The following is a 15,114-nucleotide window of genomic DNA, read 5'->3' as shown; positions in this document are numbered from 1 at the left end:
AATCTCCGCGCGAAACCCGCATGGTGAAAAAGCCCCGCTCCCCGGTCTCCGCCCGCCGCCCGTTGGAAAACCAACGGCGCGCGCGTGTTTCGTTCGCGGAAGCGCTCAGTTCCGCGAACAACAGGGCACATGAACAAGCGAACCGCAAGGGGGGCAGCCGCAGCAAGCGATATGTCTGGGTCGCGGATGCCGCTGATCTTGAGGAGAATGCGGAACCATCCGAGTGGCCGAAGCGGTTGGTGCGCTGGAGCCTGGCGACGCTGCTGCTTCCGTTGTGCTGGGTGACCACCTGGACCTTCCTGTCCCGTTTCTCCCAAGCCACGGTGCATCAGGATTTCTGGAAATCCACCGAGTTCTGGTATTTCGCAACGGGAGCTCTGGTCATGATCGGCTGGTTCTGGTCGGGGCTGTTGCAGACCTTTTTCCTCTACCTCTATGTGCTGGGTCACGAACTCACGCATGCGGTTTTCGTGAAACTCTACCGGGGGAAGGTGTCCGAATTCCACGTCAGCGCGGAGGGCGGCTACATCACGACGAACAAAACCAACCTCGTCATCGCGCTCTCGCCGTATTTCGTGCCGTTCTGGTCGGTCGTCGCCGCGTTGTTCTACGTCGTGCTGCGGTTTTCCGCGGGACTTTCGCCGGAGTGGGACCGGCTGCTCTATGCCACCATGGGCGTGACATGGACGTTTCACATGGTCTGGACCCTGTGGATGATCCCCCGGGACCAGCCGGACCTGAAGGAGAACGGGACCTACCTCTCGCTCGTCATCATTTTCTTCGCGAACATCCTCGTGCTCGTCGGATTGTTCTGCCTCGCGGAAAAGTCGCCGTTGCAAAACATCCGGGACTTCGGGATGGAATGGCTGCGGCACGCCGCGACCTGGAGTGACATGGCCCTGCGCTGGGGGAACCACCTGTTGTTAGAATTGCGCGCGGCGGGTAGATTCTGACAAATTCCTCCCGTGATCTACCTGGATGCGAATGCCACCACGCCGCTTCTCCCTGAAGTGTTGGATGCCATGCTGCCTTGGCTGCGGGATGGTTTTTCCAATCCCTCGGGAGCTTACGCGGGTGCAAAAGCGGCCCGAAAAGCCATCGACCACGCACGCGGACAAGTCGCAGCGCTGATCGGCGCGGAACCTGGCGAGATCATTTTCACCGGAGGCGGTACGGAGAGCGTGAACACCGCCCTCCATTCGCTCGATCGCCTGACGGGGCAGGGGAAGGCGGTCGTCTCCTCCATCGAACACAGCGCGGTGCTGCGTTATGTGGAGGGCTTGGAAAGATCCGCCGCCAAGGTCGCCGTGACTCTGGAAGGGAGGCTGGAAATCGACAATTTCGTCAGCTCGCTTGATGGGGCGGCATTTGTCTCCGTGATGGCAGCGAACAATGAAACCGGCGTCATCCAACCCCTGTCCGAAATCGTCGCTCTCGCACACGAGCGCGGGTTGCCGGTTCACACGGACGCGATCCAGGCGGCGGGAAAAATTCCGCTCGACGTTCGCGCGCTCGGCGTGGACATGCTCTCGATGTCCGCCCATAAATTTCACGGACCGAAAGGTGTGGGCGCGCTTTTCGTGCGCGACGGCCTGCGTTTCAAGCCGCTGCTGGAGGGTGGTGGCCAGGAAGCCGGCAGGCGCAGCGGCACGGAGAATACGGCCGGCATCGTCGGGATGGGAGCCGCTGCGGAATGGATGATGAAGCATTCCAGCGAATCCACAGGTGCGATCCGAGATGCTTTCGAAGCAAAGGCGCTTGAAGAGATTTCCGGAATCCGGGTGAACGGGGACACCCTGCACCGCCTGCCGAACACGTCGCACCTTTCCTTCGACCGGTGCGATGCCGCCGGTCTGCTGATCCTGCTGGATGAAGCGGGGGTGGCTTGTTCCGCCGGATCGGCATGCATGACGGGCAAGCAGAAACCCTCGCACGTGCAGCTCGCGATGGGTATTCCGGAGGAGATCGCCAAAAGCAGTCTCCGTATCAGTTTTTCCCGGCTCAACACGATGGAGGAGGCCCTGGCCGCAGCCACCGCGCTGAAAAAAGCCGTGGAAAAACTCCGCCGCGTGCAGGGCAGCGGTGTGGGACCCGTGGTGGTTTATTCGCCTTGATGCGACGTTCGCAGCGGACCGCCGCCACCTCAGCCGCCAGCCTGGATCCGCTTCATCGACTCCTTGATCTTGGAATCCGTTTCCTCCCTTTCCGCCTCCGCGGCCTGACTTAGAAGCGCGGACCGGTTGTTGCTTTTCTTGATCACGCTGATGGCGGATTCCTCCGCCGCCTTGCGGAAATTCGCATCGTTGTGATAGCGGGCGATGCTGAGGTAGGCCTCGAACTGCTTGTCATCCGTTACGCTGCGGGTGACCTCGAAGATCGCGATCGCGGATTTGGTGTCCTTCGTGCTGCGGGCGAATTCGGTGAGGCCGGGCACGGACGCCGGAGTGACGCGTTTCGACAGCACCGAGCGGATCATCAGCTCGCGGACCTCCGGAAGAATCTGTGTGGTTTTGATGATGAAATCCGAGGTCGCCGCATCAATGTCGGTGCCGTCGTTGGCCTTGGCTTTCAGCAGGGCCTGGAAATAGGCCTGGCGCTTGTCATCCGTACCCGCATCCGCCGCATCCTTGAGGAAGCGGCTGTATTCCGCGCCAGATACGGGCAGCTCCTTGACCTCGCTTTTTCCTGCCTCGACGATGAGGTTCGGGTAGCGTTGCTCCAGCTTGTTTTCCGCGAGCCGTTGCTTCAAAAGCATGGCCAGTACGCCGAAGATCACGAGCAACAACAGCGTGCCTGCGATCTTCGCTCCCTTGTTTGATTTCTTCTGGGGAATGATGACCGTGCGGGTGACCGTCGGCATGATGCGTCCGGTGGGATTCAATGGAACCGTGGGAGTGGACACCACCTCGGGAATCTCATGCGGGCCGGTATGGATGCTTGGCTTGGAGCCTTCCGGGGGCAGCAGCGGCTGTGGCGCGGTGGTCGTCGGCGGTGGTTCGGGAATGGGCTCCGGCTCGGGAGCGGGGGAGACATAGCCTGGCGGCTGCATCCTCGGATCAAGGATGGGCCGGCCGGGTGTGATGGCTTTGGCGGTGGGTGCGGCCGATCCGCTCATGCGGGGGCGCGGGCCTGCCGGGACAACCGGAACCGCCCGGCCGAGGCTTACGGTGGGTGAGGGATTCTTGTCGTTCTGCAGGAAAACCTGAAGGGCTTCCCGGGCGGATGCGGGGCGGTCGTCGGGCATGCGGTTGATCATCCACATGATCCAGTCACAAGCCCATTTCGGGATGCCCTGGCGGATGTCCTGCAGGGGGATGACGGTGTGGTGGAGATGGGCAACCATCACTTCATTCCCCGTTTCCCCCCGGAACGGATAGGTCCCCGTCAGTGCCTGGTAGTATACGCAACCCATCGCGTAGATGTCCACCCGGGCATCGATAGGCACCCGCTCGAACTGTTCCGGAGCCATGAAAAAGATGGAGCCGAACACCGCCTCCAGCTCTTCCAATTCTTCCTTCGTCTGCGATTGGGTGAGGGTTGCCAGCCCGAAATCCACGATTTTCATCTGGAATTTTCCCGACGGCAGCCACGTCAGCATCAGGTTGGACGGCTTGATGTCGCTGTGGATCAGGTCCAGCTCCTGTGCGGCGATCAACGCCTCCATCGTCTGGATCGCCAGCTCGCGGAAGTCCGGCCATGTCAGCGGCGCGCGTTCGATGAGCTCGTCCAGCGTCTTGCCATTGATGAGTTCCATCACCACATAGGGTCCGTCGGCATCGGAGCCGACATCGTAGATCGTCACGATGTGTGGATGTTGTAATGACGCCAGCGCGCCCGCTTCCTTGATGAGCTGGCGGGTGGATTCCTCCTGCAAGGCCGGGTCATCACTCGTGACAGAAATCCGCTTGATCGCGACTTCGCGGTTCATCCGCGTGTCGTATCCCTTGTAAACCGCACCCAGACCGCCTTGCCCGATTTTCCCGCGGATTTCGTAACGTTCTTCCATGATGTCGAATTGCCAGATATTGAAAAATTTCAAACCATGCCGCAACCACGAAAACGCCCCGGCGCGGTTGTTTTGCCTATTACCCATCGCCGTAGGGAATTCTGTTAGCAAATGATCTTTTTGGGGCGCGGGCGGCGCTTGCGATGACCGGAGCGGTCCGCAATCGCGGGAAATCCCGGAATTCTCCTCTCGATTCGCCGCTTGCCCGCCGCGCCGCTTCATGATTGCCTCCCGCCCTCATGAAAATCGTCGTCGCCTATTCCGGTGGTCTTGATACCTCCGTCCTTCTTCTCTGGCTCAAGGCCAAGTACAATGCCGAGATCATCGCCTACTGTGCCGACGTCGGCCAGGGGGACGAGCTCGACGGCCTGGAAGCCAAGGCTCTCAGCACCGGTGCGTCCAAGTGCTACATCGGTGATCTCAAGGAAGATTTCGCCGCGAACTACATTTTCCCGATGATCCAGGCGGGCGCGATTTATGAAGGCCGCTACCTGCTCGGCACCTCCATCGCCCGTCCCTGCATCACGCACGACATGATCAAGATCGCCCTTGCGGAAGGTGCGGACGCCATCGCCCACGGAGCCACCGGCAAGGGCAACGACCAGGTGCGGTTCGAACTCTCCGCCGCCGCTCTCGCGCCGAACGTCAAGTGCATCGCCCCATGGCGCGACGCCGAGTTCCGTAAGGAATTCCCCGGCCGTGCCGAGATGATCGCCTACGCCGAGGCGAACAACATCCCGATCAAGGCTTCCATGAAGAAGCCCTACTCGATGGACCGCAACCTCCTGCACATCTCCTTCGAGGCCGGTGCCATGGAAGACCCATGGTATGACGCCACCACCCCTGCGGATACCGACATGTATGTGCTCTCCGTTTCCCCGGAGGACGCGCCGGACAAGGCGGAATACATCGAAATCCTGTTCGAGAAGGGCAACGCCATCGGCCTCAGACACGAGAACCTCGACGCCATCCTCACCGAACTCGGCGATGTGAAATCCACCGGCACCCAGGACGGCTACGCACTCCTCTCGCCATATGGCGTGATGCGCGTGCTGAACCTGCTCGGCGGACGCAACGGCATCGGCCGGGTGGACATCGTGGAAAACCGCTTCGTCGGCATGAAGTCGCGCGGCATCTACGAAACCCCCGGCGGCACCATTCTCCTCGCGGCCCATCGCGATCTGGAAACCCTCGTGGTGGACCGCGAGTCCATGCACATCCGCGACAGCCTCATCCCGAAATACGCGCAACTCGTCTACAACGGCTTCTGGTTCGCACCGGAGCGCGTGGCGATCCAGGCGCTCGTCACCGAGACGCAGAAGACCGTGACCGGCGAAGTCCGCCTCAAACTCTACAAGGGCAACGTCATGCAGGCAGGCCGCCGCAGCCCTTACAGCATGTATTCCGAAGCCGTCGCCACCATGGAAGGCGGGCAGGAGGAGGCCTACAACCAGGACGACGCCACCGGCTTCATCGCCCTGAACGCGCTGCGCCTCAAGGCCACCGCGCGCCAGGGTCTCTGATCCGGGAATTACCGTCTGTTTTTCATCTCAAAGCCGCATCCGGTTCATCCGGATGCGGCTTTTTCAGTATCTGATGAACCAATGGTTGATCGACGCCAAAAAGCCCACGACCGCCAAACAGCCGTGGCCATTGCGATGGTCGACCTTTCCCAATTGTCGAACCTAGGTCCCAGCCAGTAACGCAAGAGAGCTCCGAAAAACAATGGTCCGCTGCCGCAAACGACCAGAATGAGAGCATACCCGGAGCCCCACCACATTCCCACAGCGATCCATGGCAAAATTCCTCCTGCGATCACTCCGATGTCCGTGATTGGGTTCTTGAAGCGATCCGCCACCACCGCGCGGACGGCGCACAGGCTCATCGAAGCGGCTGTGATGAAAACGGGTATTTCATGAGGCTTCATAGGGGGGCACCGCTGCTGGTTTTTCTGGCAAGTCTGACGTTCAGCTGGGCCAACGTGCGGGAGGTTTCCACAGGTTGTCGGATTGTGTTTTTCTGAAGCGTCATTCTGTAGCCCAGTAACGTCACATAGTATCCCGCGACCAATCCGAAGATATTATATGGAACCGACAGGAGGACGACCACCCATCCGGTGCTTGCTCCCGTGATCGCACCCCACGCGATATCATTCCAAAATCTGCTTCCCTCCGGAAAGTAGCCCGCCTGCATGTCGTGGATCACCCATAGGACGCCGCCGGCCGGTGAGGCGGCCAGGATGCTTGTGAGCATGATGAAGGGAATCATCAGGTGCGGCCACCTGCCCGTGAGATTTCCGCACAGGAAAACCACCGATGTGGCGACGGCCGCGTAAATTAGGGATACGAGGCCGATGTATTGGAGCGGATGTGCCCAATGATAAAGAAACATGCGATACAGCGCGCCGAACACCCAGCCGTGTGGCATGATCATTCTGAGTGTGAAATAGCCGACGCCTCCGAGGGCGAACGAGCATCCTCCGAAAAACAAGAAAAGTCTCAGGACGATTCCGGGGTTCGACGGTATTTGTGCCGGCGGATCATGCCACTTTCTCAAACCATATCTTCTCCGTGAGTCTGAGGTGGTTCCGTCATCCTGTGGCATGTCGTCCATCCTGGATCTTCCGGATATGGATGACAACGAACTACGGAATCCGCACCAATTTTTCACACAGCCTTCATCTGGTTTTCTTCATCGAAAGGCATCTTTGCTCCAAGGAAAAGCCGACGAAAGAACATCTCATTTTTTAAACCGGAATTCATCATGAACTCACTATCAAACCATCTCTTCCGGGATGTGGACCGCTCCGCCATCGATCCCGAGCAACATGCCGCCTGGCTGGTGAAGCGGGTGCTGGAGCACGGGTGTTGGGCGGATTGGCAATGGCTCGTCTCCCATTACGGCAGGCCCCGCCTGGCCGCGGTGGTCACAAGTCTCCGCACTCTCCAACCGCGGGCCTTCGAATTCTGCCGCGCCTGGTTCGATCTCCCGCCATCTTCATTCCGATGCTCCACTTCGACGCCGTTTCCGTAGCGTTGGCTGGATCGCGACAAGTGTTGAAGGAATCTCTCTCCACGGGGCTTCTTTCGTGCTTTGCCTCCGGCGTGCAGACCACTATCCTACTTTCATGACCTCGCTGTCAGACCATCTTTTCTGGGATGTGGACCGCTCTTCCATCGACCCGGAACAACACGCCGCCTGGCTGGTGAAGCGGGTGTTGGAGTATGGTCGCTGGGCGGATTGGCAACTGCTCGTCTCGCATTACGGCAAGCCCCGCCTCGCGGAACTGGCCACCGGCTTACGCAGTCTCCAGCCCCGGGCTTTCGCGTTTTGTTGCGCTTGGTTCGATCTTCCTTCTTCCTCATTCCGATGCTCCACTTCGACGCCGTTCCCGTAGCTTTGGCTGACTTGTTGAAGCATCTCATCTCATTGGATGCGTTGCAGGACTTCGCGCTTGGAGGAGGCACTTCGCTGGCCCTGCGTTTCGGGCATCGCTGGTCCGTGGATTTGGATTTCTTCACCACCCGTGAATTCGACCCGGAAGTGCTGTTTGAAGATCTGGAACTTGATCATGCCACTGTCACCGGGCGGGCGCGGAACACTCTCACCCTGGATGCGGGAGGAGTGAAACTCGACCTGCTCCGGCATGCATACCCTGTGATCCAGCCTGTGGAGGTGATCGACGGCGTCCGCCTGATTTCCCTGCCTGACATCGCGGCAATGAAACTCAATGCACTCGCCAACCGTGGATCAAAAAAGGATTTTTATGATCTCGCCGAATTGTTGGAGCACCACACGCTTCCGCAGATGTTGGACTTTTTCTCCCGGAAATACCGGTCATCCGATCCTTTCACGGTCATCCGGAGTCTGGCTTGGTTCGAAGATGCCGAGCTTGAGCCGGCACCCGTTGCCTTGAACGGCCGCGATTGGGCAGGTGTGAAGAATACCGCCCGAAAGGCTGTTGGCGGGCTTTGAAATGCATGGGGAGTTGTCAGCTTTTTCCCTACAAAAAGTTCAGGCATTTGCACGAGTGCGGAATCGAAGGAATTTTGCTAGGGTTCCATCGCCGTGAAAACCGCATATTACGAAAAAAAAGCCCAAATCATGACCCTTGCGACCGCTTTCTACGAAGGTGATGAAGCGACGCGGAACTGCTTGCGCCACAAGGCGGATTTTTTCCCGCTCTCGCGTCCGGACGAAACTCCGTATGGATTGCGGTCCATGGTCATCCGGTTGAACGGTGAGATTTTCCTGGTGGAAGATACGAGCGGCGGCGAGACGGGAGTTTTCTCGCTGCTTCTCCCCCTCATGCAATCCAATTGATGAGGTGGAGCTTCGTGGATGTGTAGGTTCGTCCACGGAGCGCTTTTTTCATTTGCTGGAAACAGTTGTGGGGTTGGCAGGCGTTGATAGCTGCAGAGTTGTCGGTTATTCTCTTCTCTCCGCCGGAAAAACCAACGAGACTTGTCCCAGCCACCTCATGAAAAAGTGTCCTTATTGCGCGGAAGAAATCCAGGACGAGGCGATCAAGTGCAGGTATTGTCATGAATTTCTGGACGGCCCGAGGCAACCGCCCGCGTTGCCGGATCGTCCAGGGGAAAGGCTGCCTTGGTATTTCGGAACCACTTTCATCGTGCTGATGTTCCTGTCGCTGCCGCCGCTCGCCCTGCCATCGTTATGGCTTCATCCTAAGTGGCATGTGGGTTGGAAAATCGCCGGGACGCTGGCGGTGGCCGGCTTCTGCTGGCTGTCCTATATCGCGATCATCGGATTCATGCACCAATTTGACGAAGCGACGAAGATGCTCAATCAGATGAAAATTTGAGAAACCGGTGGGGCCCGGCCCCAATACGGCCCCGTTTCAAGTCCTGCTGAAATATCGGGACTCCAGTTCCTTCCAATCGTCGAACGTGATGTCCGGCGAGCATGCGCCGTCCCGCAAGGACTCCGGGTGTCCGGCAAACAGCGCCGTCTTGAAACCCGCCGCTGCTGCCGGGATGATGTCGTGCCGGGGATCGTTTCCGATGTAGAGCGTTTCTTCTGGGGAGATGCCGCGGCCGGCGAGCCGGCCGGCCAGGATTTGGAAAATTTCCGGAGAGGGCTTCGCGATGTGGTGTTGGTAGGAAAGAATCGTGAGTTCCGGCGAGAAGAGAAGGGACATTGAGCCGAGGTCGGCAAGGGTGTTTGATTGGGCGTTGGACAGCAGCCCCAGCGAAAGTCCGCGGGCCGACAGGTTGCGGATGAACGGTTCCGCACCGGGCATCGGGCTTGCGGGATGCCATGCGTTCTCAAGGGCCCGCACGAGAGAGGTGGTATCGGATCCGGCGGGAAGGTGCAGGATTTCACGCCAAAGGACCCGGAGGTCGATCTCAGGATGATCAACGCCCGCGGCGGCATGATGACGGAGGACCGCCGCGTGAAGTTCGCTGCTGGGCGATACGGGCGGCTCGTGACCATGTTGGCGAAGCACCTCACGCAGCACGGGATCGAAAAGGAGATCCGGCTTTACTCCTCCGGCCGGGGCGATGAGCAGAGTCCCGTAGATGTCGAAAACCACGGCCCGGTAACGGGGCGGGCGGGATCTTGGTTCCAGCGCCGAGAGCAGGAAATGGAACGAGCCGGGGGTAAGGTGTGCGGTGAGGATTTTTTCCGCGGACAGGTGGCGGACAGGGGAGGGAGGTTCCGCAACGAGATTCTGATAAAGCTTGGTCAGCCGGGTTTGGTAGTTCTCAATCGACCACGGTGCGAGTGAATCCGGTGAAGCGCATGGGGTGCGGATCGCGATGACTTCCGCGAGCCACCTGGTGAGGGGGACAAGCCGCAGCGGCAGTCCGCGCCCGGTGTTTTCATCCGGCGACCCGGCGGTGTGGTCCGGATGGCGATGGACCGCTGCCAAAACCTGGAGATGGGGCGGCAGGGTGGTAGCATCTCCGCCACAGGTGGCGGAACATTCAGGAGCGCTTTTGCTTTTCACCACTTTCTCAATGAGCGCCTGCTGCAAACACTCCGGAAGGTTGCCGAAATCCAGCCAGCCTTCCTGTTCGAGTTCCTTCATCGTGGCGGAGACATGACCCGATGGCATGCGGCGGCGGTAAAGCCGGAGATTCCTCTCCAGTGTTGTTGTCAGATGCGCTTCCAATACCGGGCGATCGATCCATTCCTCCGGGATGAGGATGCGATGGTAGACAGAAGAATGGCGGATCCCGTGGGCGGCCAGTTCTTCCGACAAATAAGGCAGATCACGTCCCAGCAGCGGTTTGCCGTGAGCAATGGCTTCCAAGAAGGGCAGCCCGAAGCCTTCGCTGACGGAGGTCGTGACGAAGTGGCTCGCGTGGGCGATCCATGAGGCGAAATCACTGCCAGCTCCCGCTACGGGTGTGAAACGGTCCACAACATCGAAACCGATCGGCAAACGGTGCTTTTCCGCGAATTTCCGCCATGTGTCGTGTATGGGCAAGGCGATGGGATTGGCCGGGGCGCGACTGACCGCCACACGGGTCCCTGCGGGAGCGAGCGCGGCGAGCAGGACCAACTCGCCCAGGTTTTTCCGGCGGATGCCACGGACCGGTGAGAAAAGAAGCGCCTGCCCGCTGTTGTCGCTGTCCGGGTTTTTTCCGCCGGCAGCCACGGGGTTCGGCAACAGGGACGCGTTTTCAGGCGGCAGCCCGGCGGAGGTGAACACCGCAAGGTCGCGGTGGTTCAGGAATGCGTAGCGGATGCACGGGGAAACCGGATAGAGGTCCGACCGGTCGGCGATCACCGGATAGTTGTCAGGCCGCCCTTGTTCGGCGAGATCGTGAATCTGCAGGATGATCCTTTCCCCTCCGGCGGCGAGCTGTGCAATGACCGCCGGAAGGAGCGCGTTTTTTCCAAGCGAGTGGTTGTGGAAATGCCAGACATCCGGCGGGGCTCCGAGAGCCTGCGTCGCAGCCCGGAGCAGGTCTGCGGTGAGGTGGGAAGCCGTTTGGCAACCGGGTTCCGACAGGTATTCAAGACCGGATACCCGGACATGCCTCGGGTGATCGCTCCGTCCACCTGTGAGAATCACATGTGGAATGTTTGCTGCCGAAAGAGCGTCCGACGCGCCACGGATGACGGTGGTGACGCCGCCGGGATCAAGGTGGTAGTGGACGATGGCTGCGAGCATTGTCTGGTGCGCTGGCTTTCAATAATTGCTCGCGAGAGAATACCGGTTCATAGGGGATCTGGTTTCTCCCGCTCACAATTCAAAACCATCAACTTTCCCGCCCCTTCCAGTCACCGATCGGCTTGATGAAATGGAATCCCCAGATCTCAAATCCCAACCGATGATAGAGGCGGTGCGATGCGGGGTTGGAAACATAACTGTCGAGGGTGAGAACGTTGCAATCCAGCTCAAGGGCAAGAGCTTCCAACCGGGCGATGAGCTGGCTGCCGATGCCGGATGACCGGTGTTTTTCCGAGACAACGAGGTTGTCGATTTCCAGATAGCGCCCGCACCAGATTTTGGTGGCGACCCATGCTCCTGCGACGCCCGCGAGGCTTTCATCCGAAAACGCGCCGAGGAGATGATAGTGGGGGTGATCCGTCAAAATCGTGCCAAGCCGCTGCCGGATGACGTGCTCCGGGGTGTCCGGATTGAGAGTCGCGAGCAGGAGCGAGGCGGCGGGCACGTCGCCGGGAGTGAGCGGACGGATGTGGATTTCTGCCATGGAAGGGATCTACGGTCGGCGGAATTATCGGAGATCGATGGAGGAAGGAGAGCTGTTTCCCGGTGGCCCCGTCATTGGTCAGGGCGCGGATGTGTTTTTATTCCGCAGGCTTGATGGAGATGAGCAGGGCGTTTTCCGCACGGAGGTATTTTTTCGCGAGCGCGTTGATTTCCTTCAGCGTGATGGAGCGGTAGTCAGCCTCCCGTCCGCGGGCGAGTTCGAGGCGTTTGGGATCCGCTTGGGACTGGCTCATGACGGTGCCGAGCCAGTAACTGTTGTCGCGCAGGGATTTATCCAACTGCCCGAGAGTGGGTTTGAGCGCGCGGTCGAGCTCGTCGTCGGTGGCACCCTGGGTGGCGAAGGTATCGGCGAGCTCGCGCATGGTCTTGAGAAGGAGGTCGAGGTCTTCGGGCTTGCCGACGCTTTGACCGATGACATAGCCGAAGCCCTCGAAGGCGTCCGATCCATCCGCGCCAGCGTTCGGACTGTAGGAGGCTCCGAGCTTTTCACGGATTTCCTCCCGCAGACGATCGCCATAGATTTCTCCGAGGATGTTCAGCCGGCGGAATTCCGGTTGATTCCCACGCAAGCCGTCGGTTTTCCACAAGGTGGAGGCGACTCCTTGGGGAATCTTGGAGTCGTAGGTGAAGGTTTTGACTCCCGGTGCGTTCGGAAACCGGATCTTGCGCATGTCCGCGAGAGCGGCGGGTGTCGCAGCGCGGGGAGGAAGCGCGCCGAAGGAGGCAAGCAGGTCCGGCGTGATTTTTTCGATTTCGAAATCTCCCACGATGGAGAGTTCGAGGTAACCCTTGGCGAGTTCCGGAGCGAGCCACTTTTTCGCGTCCGCGATGGTGTAGGCCGCGAGCTGCTTTTCGGTGGCCACCGAAAACCGGGAGTCGCCACCATGAAGCCAGGCATCCATCTCCTGCTGAGGACCGGCGGGAGTGTGTTTGAGCTGTTGGTAGATCATGGGGATGGCCTTCTGGAACTGCCAGAGCCCTTCGTCGCGGTAGCCCGGATCGGTCAGGGAGGCGCACATGAGCTGGACCTGGGTGGTGAAGTCCGCCGGGGTGGTGGAACCTCCGAGAGTGAAAGCGTCTTCTCCGATGGAGAGGGCGGTGTCGACGTTCCTGCCGGCGAGGATTTGTTGGAGATCATCGTTCGAGTGTTTGCCGAGGCCGCCGCCCTCGAAGACGGCGGTGGCGAAAGCGTCCAACATCGGGGTGTCCTTGGGCTGGGTGAGCTTGCCGGAGCCGATGCGGGCGAGCAGGCGGATCCTGCCTTTTTCAAAATCCGTAGGCTTCAGGTTCACCCGGATCTGGTTGGAAAGCACAAGCTGGGTGATGCCCAGATCCTTCACTTCCTTGCGGGAGGTGATCGTGCCGGGCTTGCCGAAATTCGTGTATCCGAAGGGAGTCAGCTCACGGGCTGCCGGAGCCTCCACCGGTTTGCCACGGGATTCCTCAAACAGCGAGACGAGCTCTTTGTCCGAGTTCTCCGGCTTTTCCTTGGTGGTGAGAATGAGGTGGTGGCCGGTCGCATCCCAGAATTTCTTGAACGAGTCGTGGCAGGCGGCGAGATCGATGGAGTCGAGGGCTTTCCTGGCGATTTCCAGATCCGTCACAGGATCCGAGAAAACGGAATCGTCATTGATGGAACGGGCGAGCACGGTGGCGATGCCTTCCGACTTGCGGGTGGCCTTTTGTTTCACCTGTTGTTCATAGGCATTGAGGAGGTTCGACTTCGCCTCGGCGAGTTCGGCGGCGGTGAATCCGTATTCGAGGGCGCGGCGGAATTCCTGCTCCAGAAGCGGAACCACTTCCTGCCAGCGGTCGTCCGCGGCGGTGATGTCGATGGAACCGATCTCGGCATAATTGAAGAGCACGTTTTCGGAGGCTGAACCGGTTGCGATGGCGGAGCCTTCGATTTTGGAAAGCCTCTCGAAACGACGGCTGAGAATGGAATGGGCGATGCCCAGCGTCATGCGCTCCGCCCGCACCGCGGCCGTGTCCGGCTTGGGGGTGTACGGGCGGACGAGCGTGAGCGAGACATCGGTCGAGGAGACCTCCTTGTCGGCGAAGACGGACGCCTTGATGCCCTCGGGTTGCTTGATCGCGCCGAGTTCCGGGTTTTTCCCGGCGGCGGAGGGATTAGTCATCGAGGAAAACGTGGCCTCGACCCGGGTTTGGATCTCCTTGGGATCAATGTCGCCGACAACGATGAAAGTCATGCGCTCGGGAGTGTAGAAGCGCGTATAGAGGTCGAGGAATCGGTCACGCGGGGCCGCCTTGATGACCTCTTCCGTCCCGATGGGGAAGCGGTTCGTGACAAGCGAGTCCGGCAGGATCGCTGCGAACTGCTGTTCCATGAGGCGGAAGCTCACGGAATCGCGGCTGACTTTTTCAGACAGGATGACGCCGCGCTCCTTGTCGATTTCATCGGCGGTGAGAAGAGCACCGTCACCGAAATCCCGCATCACGGTGAAGCCCAGGTTCAGCGTGTCCGCCGAGAGGTCCGGCAGATCAAGCATGTAAACCGTCTCGTCGAAGGAGGTGTAGGCGTTCGCGTGGGCGCCGAACTGGATGCCGAGGCGCTGCATCTTCGGGATCAGCTCGGCTGCGGTGTAGTTTTTCGAACCATTGAAGACCATATGCTCGAGGAAGTGGGCGATGCCCCGCTGGTCGTTCGCCTCCATGAGCGATCCCGCCGAAATGTGGAGCCGCAGCGAGACGCGCTTGGGCGGTTCGGCATTCGGATAAATGATGTAGCGCATGCCGTTCTCCAGCGTGCCGAACGTGGCGGCGGCATCCGGGGCGATGTCCGAGGACGCCTGGGGCCAGGGTTTCGGAGCGACCTTCGCAACGGCGGTATCCGTCTTCGCCGTGGGTTGGGGCTTGCTCAAATCCGGTGCGGGGGCGGAAGCTTCGGCTTGCGCCACCGGCGGCGGGTCGGTGAGAACCGCCTTCTTCGGGCGGACCGAGAGGTAGGTCGCGGTGGCGGCGAGTAAAAGGACGAGAACGAGCGGCGTGGCCTTCTGCATGTGCTCAGGGTGGTTGAGTGCGGGAGGGTTTGGCAACGCCGAAAACCGCCTGGTTCCGGCCCGCGTATGACAATCTGCGAAACTTTCCGAAAAGGGGTTGCAATCCGTCGGACGACATGCTGTTTTCTCCGCCCCGACCGCAAGGTTGGGACAATGTGCGCGCGTGGCGGAATTGGTAGACGCGCTAGATTCAGGTTCTAGTAGGGGCAACCCTGTGGAGGTTCGAGTCCTCTCGTGCGCACCATTTTACTTTCAACGGATTAGGGAGTCGGAAACGACTCCCTTTTTTATGCCGAGATGGTTATGATCCGATAGTTCGGTGGTTAGGAAGGGAAGATGAGTTTGTAGCGTCCGCTTCCTCTTTCCGGATTTGAGGT

Annotated in this window: 13 protein-coding genes and 1 tRNA gene; 9 read left to right on the top strand and 5 right to left on the bottom strand. The window is 59.8% G+C overall.

All coding sequences use genetic code 11. The features are described 5' to 3' along the window. Positions 1-20: 20 nt before the first annotated feature. Both JIN84_RS20845 and JIN84_RS20840 read left to right on the top strand, forming a co-directional pair. Positions 21-953 carry a hypothetical protein gene (locus JIN84_RS20845; RefSeq protein WP_200353038.1) on the top strand — a complete coding sequence of 311 codons (933 nt, stop codon included), beginning with the start codon at positions 21-23 and terminating at the stop codon, positions 951-953. Positions 954-965: 12 nt separating this feature from the next. Continuing rightward, positions 966-2,114 (top strand): cysteine desulfurase family protein, encoded by a 1,149-nt coding sequence (locus JIN84_RS20840; protein WP_200353037.1) that lies wholly within the window; start codon positions 966-968, stop codon positions 2,112-2,114. 29 nt (positions 2,115-2,143) lie between these two features. On the opposite strand, the gene JIN84_RS20835 is transcribed toward JIN84_RS20840, so the two are convergent. Further along, positions 2,144-4,093: a serine/threonine protein kinase gene (locus tag JIN84_RS20835; protein ID WP_200353036.1), complete on the bottom strand. Its 1,950-nt coding sequence runs from the start codon at positions 4,091-4,093 to the stop codon at positions 2,144-2,146. Between the two features lie 152 nt (positions 4,094-4,245). Here JIN84_RS20835 and JIN84_RS20830 point away from each other — a divergent pair, with 152 nt between their 5' ends. Beyond that, complete coding sequence (locus JIN84_RS20830) at positions 4,246-5,529, top strand: argininosuccinate synthase (protein WP_200353035.1); 1,284 nt, start codon at positions 4,246-4,248, stop codon at positions 5,527-5,529. Positions 5,530-5,929: 400 nt separating this feature from the next. Here the strand turns inward: JIN84_RS20830 and JIN84_RS20825 are convergent, their stop codons facing one another. Then, positions 5,930-6,496, bottom strand: coding sequence for a hypothetical protein (locus JIN84_RS20825; RefSeq protein WP_200353034.1), 567 nt, complete (start codon positions 6,494-6,496; stop codon positions 5,930-5,932). A 273-nt stretch (positions 6,497-6,769) separates the two neighbouring features. Between JIN84_RS20825 and JIN84_RS20820 the strand changes: the two genes are divergently transcribed. From JIN84_RS20820 to JIN84_RS20800, 5 genes are all read left to right on the top strand, one after another. Next, positions 6,770-7,039, top strand: a complete 270-nt coding sequence (locus JIN84_RS20820) for a DUF6922 domain-containing protein (protein WP_200353033.1) — start codon at positions 6,770-6,772, stop codon at positions 7,037-7,039. Positions 7,040-7,133: 94 nt separating this feature from the next. Continuing rightward, complete coding sequence (locus JIN84_RS20815) at positions 7,134-7,403, top strand: DUF6922 domain-containing protein (RefSeq protein WP_200353032.1); 270 nt, start codon at positions 7,134-7,136, stop codon at positions 7,401-7,403. Continuing rightward, positions 7,376-7,981 (top strand): nucleotidyl transferase AbiEii/AbiGii toxin family protein, encoded by a 606-nt coding sequence (locus JIN84_RS20810; protein ID WP_200353031.1) that lies wholly within the window; start codon positions 7,376-7,378, stop codon positions 7,979-7,981. Before JIN84_RS20815 ends, JIN84_RS20810 begins: the two co-directional genes overlap by 28 nt. A 129-nt stretch (positions 7,982-8,110) precedes the next feature. Beyond that, the gene (locus JIN84_RS20805) at positions 8,111-8,329 is read left to right on the top strand and encodes a hypothetical protein (protein ID WP_200353030.1); all 219 of its coding nucleotides are present in this window, start codon (positions 8,111-8,113) and stop codon (positions 8,327-8,329) included. A gap of 52 nt (positions 8,330-8,381) precedes the next feature. Continuing rightward, a complete protein-coding gene (locus JIN84_RS20800; protein ID WP_200353029.1) occupies positions 8,382-8,831 on the top strand; it encodes a hypothetical protein in 450 nt (149 codons plus the stop codon). 36 nt (positions 8,832-8,867) lie between these two features. Here the strand turns inward: JIN84_RS20800 and JIN84_RS20795 are convergent, their stop codons facing one another. From JIN84_RS20795 to JIN84_RS20785, 3 genes are all read right to left on the bottom strand, one after another. Further along, a complete protein-coding gene (locus JIN84_RS20795) occupies positions 8,868-11,153 on the bottom strand; it encodes an HAD family hydrolase (protein ID WP_200353028.1) in 2,286 nt (761 codons plus the stop codon). A gap of 88 nt (positions 11,154-11,241) precedes the next feature. Continuing rightward, on the bottom strand, positions 11,242-11,697 hold the full coding sequence (locus JIN84_RS20790) for a GNAT family N-acetyltransferase (RefSeq protein WP_200353027.1): 456 nt from the start codon (positions 11,695-11,697) through the stop codon (positions 11,242-11,244). Positions 11,698-11,794: 97 nt separating this feature from the next. Then, entirely contained in the window at positions 11,795-14,737 is a 2,943-nt protein-coding gene (locus JIN84_RS20785) for a M16 family metallopeptidase (protein ID WP_200353026.1), read from the bottom strand. 157 nt (positions 14,738-14,894) lie between these two features. On the opposite strand from JIN84_RS20785, the gene JIN84_RS20780 reads away from it, so the two are divergent. Next, a tRNA-Leu gene (locus JIN84_RS20780) sits at positions 14,895-14,981 on the top strand. Positions 14,982-15,114: the final 133 nt, after the last annotated feature.

The sequence above is a fragment of the Luteolibacter yonseiensis genome, assembly GCF_016595465.1.
Classification (GTDB): domain Bacteria; phylum Verrucomicrobiota; class Verrucomicrobiia; order Verrucomicrobiales; family Akkermansiaceae; genus Luteolibacter; species Luteolibacter yonseiensis.
The sequence above is the reverse complement of the archived record's forward strand: the minus strand, read 5'-3'. Positions and strand labels throughout refer to the sequence as shown.